Below are 14,523 nucleotides of genomic sequence, written 5' to 3' on the forward strand. Positions count from 1 at the left end.
TGAACACTGAACAGTGCTCCGAGGCAGTCAGGAAATCAGGCAGGGAATACAGGAAAACAACAAAAAAGATGTCCCTGAGACATCGGAGATGGCCCATGCAACCGTCAGATAATCCCCGGACACATCCGCCCCGCACCCGCAAATCTCTGAGTCACGACCTGATGATTCAGGCATCCTGGCAGAGATGTAATAAATATGGCCTGGACCAGGAAACGACCCCGGCAGATGCAATCGTCTCCCAGGGCGAAGTGCGCGATCTCCAGTATCATCATAACTTTCTGATCAACACCACAGGCAGTGAAGTACTGCCCTATTATGAAAATATTCTCGCTAATTCCAGCTGCCTTATTATGCTGGCCGATCAGAAAGGTCAGGTGCTGAACTGCTGGGGTGATCGCCGCTTCATGGCCATTCAGAAGCGACGCTGTTTTGATGACGGAGCCCGCTGGTCAGAAAAGGTCAATGGTACCAATGCAATTGGTACGGCACTGGCCACAGGTCAGGCTGTTCAGGTGCAACGGGATGAACACTATCTGAAGGCCAATCGCTTTATGATTGGTTCTGCCGCCCCTATCTATGATACCAACCGCGAGCTGCTGGGCGTGCTGGATGTATCCAGTGATGCCTATCTGCCTCAGGCGCATACCCTTGGCATGGTGCGTATGATGTCCCAGTCGGTAGAAAACCGCCTGATTATCAGTAAATTCGGTCAGGAAGAGTTTCTGCTGACCTTTAATACCAATGTGGATAACCTGGATAGCCAGTGGGCCGGACTGATCGCGTTTAATGAAAATGGCACCATTATCTCTGCCAACCGTCGTGCTGAAATGCTGCTGCGTTTTGAACTGGCGCTGGCCAGTGTCGAAGAAGTGTTTGGTATCCGGCTGTTCGAACTGAAAAATCAGCCTGAAGGCCAGCCCGTTCTGGTGAATGCTCTGGGCAAATACAAAATGTACGCCATGGTCAAACGTCCGGAAAACCCTATGGCACTGGCCCCGGATTACCGGGACCGCTTACCGGTACAGACCGAAACCTATGCCGGTCCCACACTGGAACAGCTGGCTCTGGGCGATATGCGGATTGAACGCTGTACCCGTATGGCAAAAGCGGTGACCGGGAAAGAGATGCCCCTGCTGATTCAGGGTGAAACCGGCACCGGTAAGAAAACCTTTGCTCGCGCCTTTCATCATGCCAGCCAGCGCAGTGCTTTCCCGATGATCACGGTGAACTGTGCAGTGATCCCGGAAGATGAGATTGAAGCCGAACTGTTTGGCTACCAGAACCCGGATAAAGGCTCTGTTGGCCTGATCCGTAAAGCTCATAAAGGCACCTTCTACATTGAAGAACCCGCTGAATTGCCCATGAGCGCCCAGACCCGATTACTCCGGGTGTTAGAAGAGAAAAAAGTCACCTGCCCGGATACTGGTCAGAACTGGAGCGTGGATATTCGTATTATCGCGGCCAGCAAAACCTCACTAAAAGCCCAGGTGACCACTGGACAGCTCAGAGAAGACCTCTATTACCGCATCAGCGGCCTGAATCTGGAACTGCCGCCATTAAGAGAGCGCACAGATCAGATAGCACTGATCCACCACCTGCATCGTTCTTGCAAAGAAAGCAGCCAGCCCGAGTATCTCAGTGAAGAAGTGCTCAGCCTGCTTACTCGCCCGGCCTGGCCTGGCAATACCCGCCAGTTACTCAATGTATTACAGATCGCTCTGGCTATGGCCGGAGACGATGAAATTGAAGCCTGGCATCTGCCGGATGATGTATTAACCGAACCGGCTAATCGTGATTTATCCACCGGGATGACTGATAAGACAGTTATAACAGAAACACAAACGCCAGCCCGGATCAGTACAATAACAGAAACACCATATCTTTCAGCAGACCAGGAAACAAACCCTGCTCTGCTGCAACAGGCGAACCAGTTACAGCACAGTATTGCTGATGAAACGCTGAAAGCTTACACCCTGCATAAGGGAAACATTTCCCGAACAGCGCAGGCTCTGGGCATTAGCCGCAATACGCTGTACAAGCGTTTAAAAGAACTTGGAATCAGGAGCTAAATGCCATTAAACGCAGAACCACTTAATCAGATAATAACCTGTATTGGCCCATCAGCTTTTAGCCTGTAGATACAGGAAGGAGAGAATACTTTTTACAGGCCTGCAGAACAATGCAGACCTGTAAAAAAGCCACACCCAAAGGCGTGGCAAATTAATAGCAGACCCGGGCAGGGCAGCTATCAGGCAGCAACACTTCCGTGAGGGTCGATCACAAATTTCTTCGCCGCACCACCATCAAAGTCGGCATAACCATTAGGTGCGTTATCCAGACTGATCATCTGAACATTTACCGCTTTAGCGATATCCACTTTATTGAACAGGATCGCCTGCATCAGGTTACGGTGATACTTCATTACGGGACACTGACCGGTGTGGAAAGAGTGGGATTTTGCCCAGCCCAGACCAAAACGCATGCTCAGAGCACCCACTCGAGCAGCCTCATCAACTGCACCCGGATCTTCTGTCACATACAGGCCCGGAATACCGATCTGCCCACCAGCACGAGTAATCTGCATTGCAGAGTTCAATACGGTTGCAGGTGCTTCTTTACCGTGGTTACAACCACAGCCATGAGCTTCAAAACCAACGCAGTCGACAAAACAGTCCACTTCGCGCTCACCCAGAATCACTTCCAGCTTATCTTCCATATCGCCTTCTTCACGCAGGTCGATGGTTTCACAACCAAAGCTGCGCGCCTGCTCCAGACGGTCACCAATCATGTCACCCACAATCACACAGGCCGCTCCCAGTAACTGAGCAGACACTGCCGCCGCCAGACCAACCGGACCGGCACCGGCAATATAAACTGTTGAACCTGGACCCACACCTGCGGTAACACAGCCATGGAAACCGGTCGGGAAGATATCAGAGAGAAGTGTCAGGTCGCGAATTTTTTCCATCGCCTGATCAGAATCCGGGAATTTCAGCAGGTTGAAGTCGGCATAAGGCACCATGACATATTCTGCCTGACCACCAACCCAACCGCCCATATCCACATAACCATACGCAGCCCCTGGACGAGCCGGGTTAACATTAAGACAGATACCCGTCAGACCGGCTTTACAGTTGCGACAACGGCCACAGGCAATATTGAAGGGTACGGAAACGATATCACCGACGTTCAGAAATTCAACGTCACGCCCTTTTTCCAGAATAACCCCTGTAATTTCATGGCCCAGTACCAGACCTTCTGGTGCTGTGGTCCGGCCACGAACCATATGCTGATCACTACCGCAGATATTAGTGGTAATCACTTTCAGGATAACCCCATGATCACACTTACGGTTACCCAGTGCCAGTTCAGGGAAAGCGATGGATTCAACACCGACCTGACCTGCGCCCTTGTACACCACTCCACGGTTAGAAGAACTACACATACGCTGCTCCTTACTTTATTTATTCTTGTCTAAGAATTTGCAACGATATCGGTAGCCCGGCCTGGCCTGGTGCCCGAAAGCGACACCCTTATATCCCGCAACGACTGGCCTGAAAGCGAGAAAAAACATTCAGTTGATCAAAAATGACTAAAAAGTCACATAAATCAATGACTCAGAGGAAATAGCATGAAGGGCCTGATACAATAATGTGATAACATAACAAAATCAAGTTTTTTTACATTTCAGGCCCTTAACCTGATCCAGGGCAAGAGAATAAAAATCAGAGTTCAGGATCACAGGCTTCTTTCAGAGCAAAACGAGGCACAGCTTCACCATTAATCTCAACCCGCTCGGTAAACATCGATAAAGGGCGAATCCAGAGTCCACGTTCACCATATAAAGCGCGGTAAACCACATGCTCTTCTTCGGTCTCACTATGACGGGCAACAGCCAGTACCTGATATTCAGGTCCTTTGTAGTGCTGATAGATCCCGGGAACCAGTGTTGTCGTTTGTGCCATAAAGGTACTCCTCAAAGAACAGAAAACTCAGAAATAGCTCTGAGTTGCAATGTCACTCACTCTGATCAGGCTGGCGCATTTTACGTTGCTGAACCCATAAACCAGCCAGTATCATCACCAGCCCTGCCAGTGTCGAAATATAGATATTTTCATCCAGAATGGTATAGATCAGCACCAGAGAAATCACCGGTGACAGAAAAATCAGATTACTGATCCGGGCAGTATGCCGGGTCAGCCGCATCGCCTGCAGCCAGCAGACAAAAGCAAGCCCCATTTCAAAAATACCAACATACATCGCCGCAGCTATGCCCTGCCATTCAGGCCAGTGCAGACTGCTGTACCACAGATTAACCAGTAACAGAAACGGCAAAGCAAACAGAAAGTTCAGCCATAAGCCTATAACAGGCTCTCGCTGATCCCGGGTATTAGCGATCCAGTATCCAGCCCAGATCAGAGTACTGAACAGTGCCAGAGAGACACCGGTCAGATCCCCGAACTCCAGAGACAATAACTGTCCACGAGTCGCAATCACCAGAACACCACCATAGCAGATAACACCGGCCAGAATATCCTGTCGACGCAGTTTCTGCCCAAGAAAAGGCACTGCCAGAAATGTCAGCGTCAGTGCCCAGGTATAATTCAGCGCCTGAGCTTCCTGAGCAGGCAGACGATCATAGGCGGCAAACAATACCAGATAATAGATCCCCGGATTAAACAGGCCATACAGCACGGAGGCTCTTAGCTGAGATGACGACAGGGATTTCAGATGATGCCACTTTTTCTGCCAGCTGATCACAAAGGTCAGTACCAGAGCAGAAAATAAAGCAGCCCATAGCAATAGCTGCTCGGGAGACAGATAACCCAGTGCGACCTTAAAAGCAGTCGCTACTGTTGACCACATTGCCACAGCTGACAACGCATATATCAGCGCCTGCTTTTCACCAGATTCAGAAAAAGCATGAAACATAACGACCTCAGAATAAAACCATAACAGGATATGGCTTGTTCTTAATTTGACAGAAAAAACAGCCATCACACTCTTGCTGTAACAGATACTGCCACTAGAAATGAGCGCTATCATCCATCCTTTTTCACAACTTGTCACCTATGGGCAAGCATTACCTGAAGAGGTATGCTTAACAACACTGAAAGATACACACCTGCCGGAGAAAACGATGTCCCTCAGCCTGAGTGAAGTTCAGACAGAACAGCACGAATTCCGCAGTCAGTGTCAGACGCTGATACTGGCAACACTGAATGAGGAACAATGGCCTGAAGCCAGCTATACACCTTTTATCGAAGATACTCAGGGAAATTTCTACGTACTGATCAGCGAACTGGCTGCCCATACCCGGCATTTACTGGATAATGGCAAAGTGTCCTGGATGCTGATTGCCGATGAACAGGATACCCGCCAGCTTTTCGCCCGTAAGCGCCTTATCTGTACAGGGCGGGCTGAGACAATCGTCCGCAATGATGAGGTCTTTTCTGCAAGGCTGGTTCAGATGAAAGATAAATTCGGTGAGATCATCGACCTGCTCAGCGGTCTGGATGATTTTTATATGATGCGCCTGACACCGGAAAGGGCTACCTATGTCAGAGGATTTGGCCAGGCATTTGCGTTATCCGGTGAAGGGCTGAATCAGATCGAACACCTGAAAAAAACCTGAAACATCAGACATCACTGGTCTTCCGGTCAGAATGCCCCAAAGAACGCTCTGGATCAATCTGATCACGAATACGCTGTTTTATCTCTTTTGCCTCAGGGAAACCACCATCAGCTTTTCTGCACCAGATTCTATGCTCGTCCAGCCAGATCTCATATAGCCCTCCGGTATCTGGAACCAGAGCTACTTCACACAGATCGTCACTGAAAGTGTACATAATCTCCTGGGCCATCCAGGACGCTCGCAGCATCCAGTTACAACGGGTACAAAAGCGGATTTCAACTCTGGGCTTGCCCACATTCATTGCTGCTGGTTTTGACATCTTGTCTCCTTTTTCTTTTCTGCCCATTTCACAAAATCAGGGACTCATTTCTGATAAAAGCGAAACAGCGGCATAGAGCGCTCAAACATTTGAAGATACAACAGAAAGCATAAAAAAACCCCGGTATCATAACCAGGGTTTCATCAATCTCAGACAGGCAAAAGATCAGCCGTCAGCATTAATTTTAGCAACAATTTCCTGCAGAGACTGTTCGCACGTGTCATTGTCAACCTGGCACGTCCCCGCATTCAGATGGCCACCACCGCCATATTGCAGGCACAGTTCACCTACATTAGTGTTGGAGCTGCGATTCAGAATGGACTTGCCCACAGCAAATACCGTGTTCTGTTTTTTCAGGCCCCACATCTGATGAATCGAGATATTACAATCAGGGTACAGGGCATAAATCATAAAACGGTTTGTTGCCCAGATAGTCTCTTCTTCACGCAGATCCAGTACCACCAGATTGCCATAAACAGTACTGCAACGTTTAATCTGCTCTACCGCTTTCGTTTCCTGATCAAAGTACAGGTCCACACGCTCTTTGACATCTTCCAGTTGCAGAATGTCATCAATGCTGTGGTTTGCACAGTAATCAATCAGCTGCATCATCAGCTGATAGTTAGAAATACGGAAGTCACGGAAACGCCCTAACCCGGTACGGGCATCCATGAGGAAGTTCATCAGTACCCAGCCTTCCGGCTTCAGAATCTCTTCCTGGTTAAACTGAGCGGAGTCACCTTTATCTACCGCTTCCATCATATCATCCCAACTCAGTGGGAATTCTTTGTTACCCCCGTAATAGTCATAGACTACACGAGCAGCTGACGGCGCTTCAGGGTCAATAATATGATTGTCGATATCACCATCATTACGCAGAGTTTCACTCAGATGGTGGTCAAACGCCAGATGGCACCCTTTAACATAAGGCAGGTTGGTGGTGATATCCGAACCTGTAATCTCAATTTTTCCGTCCTGCATGTCCTTAGGATGCACAAACAGAATATCGTCAATCATATCCAGGTGCTTCAGCAGCACCGCACAAACCAGACCGTCAAAGTCACTGCGGGTAACCAGTCGGAACTTTTGACCAGACATCAGTCTCTCCTGTAAATACGCCGGATGCATACGCCATTTTTTGCCATGCACCACCCCTGTGAATATCTGAGGGTAAACATACCATTTATCTGCACCTCAGAGAACCGGAAAGCTCTGAATATCTGAGCGGCGTCAGAGCTTTTATTAATAATATCAGTGTATACCAGAATCCGGGATCATCAGACTTTTCCCTGTTGAGCGGTGTCAGTTTTTTCTGACTTCATTCTGAATAATAGCAAAAGTATTACCAGCAACACCGGTATGGGCAACAGATTGACCCATTGCCAGCCCAGCTGGTGAATCACAGGTCCTGCCGATAAAGACGCGATGGCCTGTAAGCTAAATACAGCAAAATCATTAACAGCCTGAGCCTTAAATCGCTCTTCCGACGTATACTGTCTGGTCAGTAGGGTTGTTGATCCGACAAACAAGAAATTCCAGCCTATCCCTAGTAATACCAGAGCCCACCAGTAATGCATCAGCTCATTTCCCATCAGGGCGATGCCACTACAGGCCAGTAGTAATAGGGTTCCCAGAGACATAATATTTCTGATCCCCAGAGAACCTATGATCATGCCAGTCAACAATGATGGCAGATACATAGCAGCCACGTGGCTCTGAATCACTCTGGCCGTCATATCAAGAGAGTGACCATCCATCACATGCATACTGATTGGGGTAGCGGTCATAATAAAGCTCATCACCGCATAAGATACAACCCCGCCGGTAACGGCTATCAAGAACCCAGTACGACTGAATAGTGTAAGGGCAGAAACAGGTTTATGCGTTTCTGACGTTGCTTTCTGAGACATATCAGCTTCTTCTTGCAACGTCAGTAATAAAACCAGAGCACCAGCGATTAAAAATGCCATAGCCAGAAAGGAACCGGCAAAACGAACATCCAGCCAGTCTGCACAGGCTCTGGCCAGTTCAGGGCCGACAAATGCTGCAATCACTCCCCCCACCAGAACAAATGAGATCGCTTTACCTGCCTGCTCAGGGGCTACACTCTCTGCCGCCGCAAAACGGTATTGCTGTACAAAAGCCAGATGAAAACCGGTACAGGCTGATGCCAGCACAAAAAGCCAGAAAGACTGCACATATATTGCCAGAGAAGCCATTAAGCAAGCCAGAATCCCTCCGGTAGCCCCCAGAATAAAACCTCGCTTTCGCCCCAGTTTCTGCATCAACATGGCGGCCGGTATCGTGCTCAAAGCTGTACCGACGACCATAAATGCGACTGGAAGAGTCGCCAGTCTTGAATCTGAAGCAAGCCCGCCTCCAATAATACCCCCGATAAAAACCATTGCAGGTGCCAGAGACATCGCCATTGCAGAGGCAAACGCTAATAAAATAACATTACGCAAAGTCACATATAGATCCTTTTGTGAACCAGGTTAGAGTTTTTGCCCTGTTTTCTGTTAATATCTGACATTACTACTTGGTCATGTTGTACATAAAAAACAGCATTTACTTGCAAAGATATACAAATTAGACAGCAATACCTGTGTTACTATCAGTAATGAAAGTGAGTATTACCCGCAAGGATGCAGCGGGTCTGAACACAGGGTCTAACAGGAATTAACAGGGGGTCGTGCACATGCAACTCACCCGTCAAACAGACTATGCCATTCGAGTACTTATGTTTCTTGGTGTCCAGCAGTCTGACGAACTGGTGACCATCAGCGATATTGCGCATCATTTTGAGATTTCACGCAATCATTTGATGAAAATTGTCCACAAATTAGGGCAACTGGGTTATATCCAGACCGTGCGCGGCAAATACGGCGGCATGCGGATCAATATGGAACCAGCAGATATCTCTATCGGCAAGATGGTCCGGGACTTTGAAACATCTCTGGAAATTGTGGATTGTGACAAGCTGATCTGTCCTCTGACAGGTGCCTGTGACATGAAACCTATGCTGAAAAAGGCAAGAGATGCTTTTCTGGCGGTCGTCGATGAATATACGCTAAAAGATCTACTTCGCAATCCGGCTGATATCCGGAACTTACTGGGACTGGATTTACAGGATAATGAGCTGCCCGTGCAAGTCATGGCTGCATCCTGATAACCTTACCAGTATTATGGAATACAAAAGCCGCTTCTTTCTTTTATAAAGAAGCGGCTTTCTTATTTATAGTCTATTAAAAACAATGAGTTATAAAATATATTATTTATTTCAGTCAGTTATCTTTTCAGCCTGTAGCATTACTAAATAAAAACAATCGTGAGCAAAGCCAGCACCGCTGACAATACCAGAGGGAAAGTCGCTCTGACTGCGACTTCACGGCCTCCAATGGCACCTGCCATGCCTCCTTTCAGAACAGAATTCACCGCTGCTGCAATAATAATTCCCAGAACGGCCGTACTCTCTGCCAACCCATCCCGGCTCATGCCTGACAATGACAGATTAATGGGGTCCACATCCGCCACTCCCGATACCGCAGCCAGAATCAGAATTCCAGCCTCTCCCAGAATATCCTGTAAAGCGCTGCTCAACAGCAAAATAGCCGCCAGTAATACACCAAACCCCAACGCCGAGGTCAGAGATAAAGGAGAAGATGGCGGAGCAATATCTTCAGCTACACTCTGATTCCCCTGATACCAGAACCAGAAGGCTGGCAGGTAGATCGTCAGACTGGCAACAAGAACAGGCCACACCAGTAAATGAATCAGATTCGGATTGATGACCCCGGCCACCAGCAGAATTCTGGGGAACATGGTCCCACAAGCGAACAGAATACCAGCAGCCAGCAAGGGGCAGGCTTCTCTGGATTCCCGTCCCATTCTGGAAAATTGCAGTGTTAATGCCGTGGATGACACCAAACCGGCAAACAGGGCTGTCAGCATGATGCCTTTTCTTGCACCAGCAATTTTCATGGCAAAATAGCCCATAAACGAGATAGCAGCAATCAGTACGACCATCCACCATATCTCATAAGGATTCAGTGCATTCCAGGGGCCCATAGCCTGATCCGGTAAGATAGGTAACACCACAACAGAAATAATCAGTAGCTCCAGGGCCGCCCAGAGTTCCTTTTTTTCCAACAACCATAACCAGCGATGTAACTCACCTTTCAGGCTTAATAACACGGTCGTGATAACCGCCATAGCCGATGCTTCTGTCACATAACCCTGCATTACCAGAGCGCCATAACTAAAGGCCAGCAAAGCAGAAATCAGTGATGTCAGAGAGATATTTTTCTGATTATGGTTGACGAAGTAAGAGGCTGTCAGCGCAACACACAGACCAGAAAATATAACGCCAATCAGATAAGCTCCGGCCTGCTCTGACAGCATAACGGCTACAGCGCCCAGTAAAGCAATCAGGCCATAGGTCCGCAAACCGGCAATCCGGCTGCCATCTTTCAGGCTGCGATATTTCCAGCCCCGCTCAACACCAATCAGCAATCCCAGAAACAGAGCTACAGCTAACAACCCCAGGGTATGATTAAATTCAATCTGCACAGCAAAATCCTGTCTGAAAAATACCCGGCTCCAGAGTATCTGCACAAAAAAGGAATATCAGAAAAGGTCACACACTGGAACGAAAAGTCGCGTATAAAGAGGCGAAAATACCAATTTATCACTTTTCTGACACAGCTATCCCTTTATCTGTCCGAAACATTTAAAGTAACATAACCCATACAGGTCCTGATGGCTGGACATAATGGCCGATATCAGCAGACCGGCCTGATATCCATCTGATGCGATGCAATCTGGCAATGCTCAGGGATGAACCGTTATAAGGGTACTTAGATAATACTATGAAAATCCGCACACTTTTCTCTGCAGCCACTGGCTGGCTGGCACTGTCTTTATCGGGTCCGGCTCTGTCGGATATCAGCCTGACCTATCAGTCTACAGAAACACCTGAATATCGAAGTACAATTCTGGTGGGCACAGACTACATTCGCTTTGAAAACCCTATGGCACCAGACTTCTTCATGCTCTATGACGCCCAGCGTCAAATGATGACTCTGGTCGATGGCAACAGCCGGAGCTATACCACACTGGACAGAGAAACACTGGAAAGCCTGTCCGAGCAGATTGATGTCACTCGTCGGGCTATTATTGCAGAGCTGGAAGCCGGTATCAAAAACGCCAGCCCGGAAGAAAAAGCTCAGATGGCTGAAATACTGGAACAAATCACAGAACTGTCTAAGACATCTAAGAAAGACATTGTCAGCTATCAGCCTGAGAAACAGCACAATACGATTAATGGTTATCCCTGCCAGCAGATTAAAGCTCTGGTGAATAATCAGGAGCAGGCAACACTCTGCGTTGCTAAGGCAAGTAAGGTCGGCATACCTGAAGACGTTATGGCCACCCTGTCTTCATTCCACCATTTTTCTAACAGCGTTCATCAGCAACTGAATCCGGGTGATGCAACAGAACTGCTGTTTGTAATGAACAGCACCGATAGCTTACCGGTCTCTATTAAACGGCAGTTTCCGGCCAGTGCCGCTGATGAGTACCATCTGACGGAAGTAAAAGAGTTAACCATACCAGGAGAATCGTTCCAGGTCCCTGGCCACTTTGAGTCCAAAGATATTGAAGACGCCTTTATCGTAGATTGATAATCTGAACGCCAGAGCGCCCGATAACACGTCATATGTCATGACAGATTGATAACCTGAATAGAGCTGCAGCAGAATTTTTTCTGCCGCAGCTTTATTTTTTTCTTTACCCGGAAAAAAAAACAATCTATATAAGCATCTGAATATCAACTTTATTTCTGGAGATTATTATCAATGGGCCGTGAGAACGTATCCTTTGATTCTGATGATGAAGTGTTTGATGATGCTCAGGACAATCTTTCCGATGAAGATGAGGCGAAAGAGGTCAAAAAGGGCAAGTCGATGGATAAGCGTCGTTTAATCGAAAATCGCCTGGAAGAAAGGCGTCTTCACAAGAATATTGACGACGACTATTACGATTTTGACCTGGATGATTAATTGCCCATGTGCATAGTATCAATCAGAAGATAAGGCCGCTTTGCGGCCTTAAGTCAGCATATTTGTTCATTGAATCCTTACTATAATATCGGTGCCTCACCATCGGACTCCCCTTTTTTCCCGGTATTAGCGGAATGGCTTTTATCCAGTAAAGAGGTCCGGGATAACAAGGCCTGCTGATTATCCAGCATACGTGAGATATTAAGCTCCAGAGCAGACATCCGCGTCTCCAGGCCATCAATACGCTGTAATAGCTCTGTTTCCTTATCGACGACCTCTTCTTCCTCACGGGACAGAAAAAAGACTGAAAAACTGGCCGTCAGCAGGGAAAACAGCCCTATCCCTGACAAAATAAGTATCGTACCGAATATCTTACCTGCTGTACTGGCAGGAACAATATCGCCATACCCAACCGTTGTGATAGTGACAATTGCCCACCAGATACCATCCCACGGGGTACCTATCGCCGGATCAATGACGGAAATAAAAGTACCACTGACCCCGACAAAGAGCGCACTAATCAACAATGTTGTCCCCAGATGGTTTCTGGACAGAATATCTCTGACGGTACTGCCCAGCGGCAACAGCAGTGTCAGAATCAGAATTACCCGAAGAATACGCAACACACTGATAAAAGCGTCCTCCCCCCATAGTACCGGTATACCCATGATAATAATGACCAGGTTCATCCAGTTAGTCAGCAGATAGCGTCGGGTATTATCAACCAACCGGGCCAGTAACAGGGTTTCTGTCAGAAAAAACAGCCAGATCACAACATCTGTAACATGATGGATTTCATGATCATCATTTTCAACCGCTGACAGATACCAGCTAATCAGCATCCATAAGGCCAGAAACAGCATGGGCCATTCCAGCCTGCGCCCCCAGCGTCGTGCAGATATATTCTCTGATGGATCAACGCCAGCCAGCCCCAGATAACGGGCAATAGCAGAAGAAGAGCGAATAGAATCAACCATGATGCAACTCCCGGTGTTCCTTTTTCAGCAGGTATTTACCCCACCACATGCCGAACAATAAACTGGGTACTAGCATCAGGATGCCATAGATCACAGGAGAGACCGACATCATGGTATTTCCCAGCACACCACCGGTAATCAGTAAAGCAGTGCCACCATTCTGTACCCCGACCTCAATACTGTTAGTAATCCGCTGCCTGACAGGGAGCTTCATCACGGCAGAAATCAGATAACCGCATGCCAGTGCCATTACGTTCAATGCCACTGCAGCAGGACCAACTGCAGCCAGAAATTCAGGCATCTGTTGCCAGTTCTTAATCACGATACTGACAATCACAAACATCAGAAAAGCAATCGACAGAGGTTTAACGACTCTGACCAGACGAGCGGCCAGATCTGGTTTACTCCGATACAACCACATTCCCAGAGATACAGGTACTACAGTAATCACAATAAGGCGCATCATAATTTGTAATACAGGCAGATCAATACTGCGGACTTCTCCTAACCAGTGATCCAGTGCCCATTGGCTCAGCCAGGGAATCGTAAAAGGCGTCAGCAAACTGGCAAAGGCAGTCAGAGTAATCGATAGCGCTACATCGCCTTTACTGAGAAAAGTCATCATATTTGATGTAGCGCCCCCCGGAGCAAAGGAAAGAATCATCAGCCCAATGGCCAGTTCCGGAGGTAAAGTGAAAACAGACACAACGACAAAAGCCAGCAGCGGAACCAGTAGCATTTGTCCGGCCAGTCCGGTCAGGACTGCAACAGGTAACTGAAAAATCCGGCTGAAGTCAGCCAGTTTCAGGGTCATGCCCATACCCAGCATGATCACAAACAGGGCTACAGGCAGAACAACCCCCAGCAGAATTCCATTGGACATATGGGGCTATCCTTTTTCAGATAAGACTCAAGCGATCTCTTTCGGATAAGACAGAAGACATCTTATGATCAGGAATACCATAAGATCACGGCTAATCCGATGATGTTATCTGAATGATAATATCGTCGCATTAACCGGTGAGCTATTCATTAAAATGATCGGGGGTTCAGAAACCCTCTTCCAGATCATCAATACTGGCAGACTGCAGGCCACTACCATAATCCAGATCAAACACCATCACAGCAGGGTCCAGTTGAATAAAACGCTTAAACAGCGCTATATCCAGAGGCTCTGGCCACCGACTTTCATCCTCTTCCCAGGATTTCAGCTCATTCTCCAGAACATTCAGATAAAACTCTTCCACGGTTTCATTCAGCTGATCCTCATCTTCAATCTCAGGAATCAGATAAACCGTCGCTTCTTCATTCACTTCCTGCAGGCTGATCTGTTCACTGTCAACGTCCAGGTCGTTAATCCAGTCAACAAAGTCCTGTGTCAGCTTTACAGTCATCGCAGAACGATTGAGCATTTTCATGGGGAGTCTCCAGAGCAATCCATCAGAAGCGCAATAGTATCACTTAAATGATTGCATGATGATGTTTATTCATCCAGCCTGAAAAAGAAAACCCCGGAAATCAATGAGATCCGGG

The 14,523-nt window shown here is 47.7% G+C and carries 15 protein-coding genes; 5 read left to right on the forward strand and 10 right to left on the reverse strand.

All coding sequences use genetic code 11. The features are described from left to right. Positions 1-95: 95 nt before the first annotated feature. Positions 96-2,069, forward strand: a complete 1,974-nt coding sequence (locus tag H4O21_RS01015; protein WP_182806974.1) for a sigma-54-dependent Fis family transcriptional regulator — start codon at positions 96-98, stop codon at positions 2,067-2,069. Between the two features lie 179 nt (positions 2,070-2,248). On the opposite strand, the gene fdhA is transcribed toward H4O21_RS01015, so the two are convergent. From fdhA to H4O21_RS01030, 3 genes are all read right to left on the reverse strand, one after another. Further along, the gene (fdhA, locus tag H4O21_RS01020) at positions 2,249-3,445 is read right to left on the reverse strand and encodes a formaldehyde dehydrogenase, glutathione-independent (RefSeq protein ID WP_182806975.1); all 1,197 of its coding nucleotides are present in this window, start codon (positions 3,443-3,445) and stop codon (positions 2,249-2,251) included. A gap of 280 nt (positions 3,446-3,725) precedes the next feature. Continuing rightward, the gene (locus H4O21_RS01025) at positions 3,726-3,965 is read right to left on the reverse strand and encodes a DUF1653 domain-containing protein (RefSeq protein ID WP_182806976.1); all 240 of its coding nucleotides are present in this window, start codon (positions 3,963-3,965) and stop codon (positions 3,726-3,728) included. 52 nt (positions 3,966-4,017) lie between these two features. Continuing rightward, entirely contained in the window at positions 4,018-4,932 is a 915-nt protein-coding gene (locus H4O21_RS01030; RefSeq protein ID WP_182806977.1) for a DMT family transporter, read from the reverse strand. Positions 4,933-5,140: 208 nt separating this feature from the next. On the opposite strand from H4O21_RS01030, the gene H4O21_RS01035 reads away from it, so the two are divergent. Further along, on the forward strand, positions 5,141-5,635 hold the full coding sequence (locus H4O21_RS01035; protein ID WP_182806978.1) for a HugZ family pyridoxamine 5'-phosphate oxidase: 495 nt from the start codon (positions 5,141-5,143) through the stop codon (positions 5,633-5,635). A 4-nt stretch (positions 5,636-5,639) separates the two neighbouring features. Here the strand turns inward: H4O21_RS01035 and H4O21_RS01040 are convergent, their stop codons facing one another. From H4O21_RS01040 to H4O21_RS01050, 3 genes are all read right to left on the reverse strand, one after another. After that, complete coding sequence (locus H4O21_RS01040) at positions 5,640-5,954, reverse strand: Rdx family protein (RefSeq protein WP_440590216.1); 315 nt, start codon at positions 5,952-5,954, stop codon at positions 5,640-5,642. Positions 5,955-6,119: 165 nt separating this feature from the next. Continuing rightward, positions 6,120-7,052, reverse strand: coding sequence for an exopolyphosphatase (locus tag H4O21_RS01045; RefSeq protein WP_182806979.1), 933 nt, complete (start codon positions 7,050-7,052; stop codon positions 6,120-6,122). A gap of 179 nt (positions 7,053-7,231) precedes the next feature. Then, positions 7,232-8,425, reverse strand: a complete 1,194-nt coding sequence (locus H4O21_RS01050) for an MFS transporter (protein ID WP_182806980.1) — start codon at positions 8,423-8,425, stop codon at positions 7,232-7,234. A 227-nt stretch (positions 8,426-8,652) separates the two neighbouring features. Between H4O21_RS01050 and H4O21_RS01055 the strand changes: the two genes are divergently transcribed. Beyond that, entirely contained in the window at positions 8,653-9,123 is a 471-nt protein-coding gene (locus H4O21_RS01055) for an RrF2 family transcriptional regulator (RefSeq protein ID WP_182806981.1), read from the forward strand. 143 nt (positions 9,124-9,266) lie between these two features. Here H4O21_RS01055 and H4O21_RS01060 read toward each other — a convergent pair whose 3' ends face one another. Then, entirely contained in the window at positions 9,267-10,523 is a 1,257-nt protein-coding gene (locus H4O21_RS01060) for an MgtC/SapB family protein (protein WP_220495451.1), read from the reverse strand. Positions 10,524-10,822: 299 nt separating this feature from the next. On the opposite strand from H4O21_RS01060, the gene H4O21_RS01065 reads away from it, so the two are divergent. Together H4O21_RS01065 and H4O21_RS01070 are read left to right on the forward strand one after the other, a co-directional pair. After that, positions 10,823-11,635, forward strand: coding sequence for a hypothetical protein (locus tag H4O21_RS01065; RefSeq protein WP_182806982.1), 813 nt, complete (start codon positions 10,823-10,825; stop codon positions 11,633-11,635). A 174-nt stretch (positions 11,636-11,809) separates the two neighbouring features. Then, positions 11,810-12,013, forward strand: coding sequence for a PA3496 family putative envelope integrity protein (locus H4O21_RS01070; protein ID WP_182806983.1), 204 nt, complete (start codon positions 11,810-11,812; stop codon positions 12,011-12,013). 80 nt (positions 12,014-12,093) lie between these two features. On the opposite strand, the gene H4O21_RS01075 is transcribed toward H4O21_RS01070, so the two are convergent. The 3 genes from H4O21_RS01075 to H4O21_RS01085 form a co-directional block, all read right to left on the reverse strand. Continuing rightward, on the reverse strand, positions 12,094-12,990 hold the full coding sequence (locus H4O21_RS01075; protein ID WP_182806984.1) for a potassium channel family protein: 897 nt from the start codon (positions 12,988-12,990) through the stop codon (positions 12,094-12,096). Next, positions 12,983-13,873, reverse strand: a complete 891-nt coding sequence (locus H4O21_RS01080) for a bile acid:sodium symporter family protein (RefSeq protein WP_182806985.1) — start codon at positions 13,871-13,873, stop codon at positions 12,983-12,985. The genes H4O21_RS01075 and H4O21_RS01080 overlap by 8 nt, the downstream gene beginning before the upstream one ends. 166 nt (positions 13,874-14,039) lie before the next feature. After that, the gene (locus H4O21_RS01085) at positions 14,040-14,408 is read right to left on the reverse strand and encodes a hypothetical protein (RefSeq protein WP_182806986.1); all 369 of its coding nucleotides are present in this window, start codon (positions 14,406-14,408) and stop codon (positions 14,040-14,042) included. Between the last annotated feature and the right edge of the window lie 115 nt (positions 14,409-14,523).

The organism is Oceanospirillum sediminis (assembly GCF_014164585.1).
GTDB lineage: Bacteria > Pseudomonadota > Gammaproteobacteria > Pseudomonadales > Halomonadaceae > Oceanospirillum > Oceanospirillum sediminis.

Bases quoted from the DNA above. Each gene is read 5' to 3' on its own strand.
- H4O21_RS01015 (WP_182806974.1), top strand. From the start codon at position 96: ATGCAACCGTCAGATAATCCCCGGACACATCCGCCCCGCACCCGCAAA.
- fdhA (WP_182806975.1), bottom strand. From the start codon at position 3,445: ATGTGTAGTTCTTCTAACCGTGGAGTGGTGTACAAGGGCGCAGGTCAG.
- H4O21_RS01025 (WP_182806976.1), bottom strand. From the start codon at position 3,965: ATGGCACAAACGACAACACTGGTTCCCGGGATCTATCAGCACTACAAA.
- H4O21_RS01030 (WP_182806977.1), bottom strand. From the start codon at position 4,932: ATGTTTCATGCTTTTTCTGAATCTGGTGAAAAGCAGGCGCTGATATAT.
- H4O21_RS01035 (WP_182806978.1), top strand. From the start codon at position 5,141: ATGTCCCTCAGCCTGAGTGAAGTTCAGACAGAACAGCACGAATTCCGC.
- H4O21_RS01040 (WP_440590216.1), bottom strand. From the start codon at position 5,954: ATGTCAAAACCAGCAGCAATGAATGTGGGCAAGCCCAGAGTTGAAATC.
- H4O21_RS01045 (WP_182806979.1), bottom strand. From the start codon at position 7,052: ATGTCTGGTCAAAAGTTCCGACTGGTTACCCGCAGTGACTTTGACGGT.
- H4O21_RS01055 (WP_182806981.1), top strand. From the start codon at position 8,653: ATGCAACTCACCCGTCAAACAGACTATGCCATTCGAGTACTTATGTTT.
- H4O21_RS01065 (WP_182806982.1), top strand. From the start codon at position 10,823: ATGAAAATCCGCACACTTTTCTCTGCAGCCACTGGCTGGCTGGCACTG.
- H4O21_RS01070 (WP_182806983.1), top strand. From the start codon at position 11,810: ATGGGCCGTGAGAACGTATCCTTTGATTCTGATGATGAAGTGTTTGAT.
- H4O21_RS01075 (WP_182806984.1), bottom strand. From the start codon at position 12,990: ATGGTTGATTCTATTCGCTCTTCTTCTGCTATTGCCCGTTATCTGGGG.
- H4O21_RS01080 (WP_182806985.1), bottom strand. From the start codon at position 13,873: ATGTCCAATGGAATTCTGCTGGGGGTTGTTCTGCCTGTAGCCCTGTTT.
- H4O21_RS01085 (WP_182806986.1), bottom strand. From the start codon at position 14,408: ATGAAAATGCTCAATCGTTCTGCGATGACTGTAAAGCTGACACAGGAC.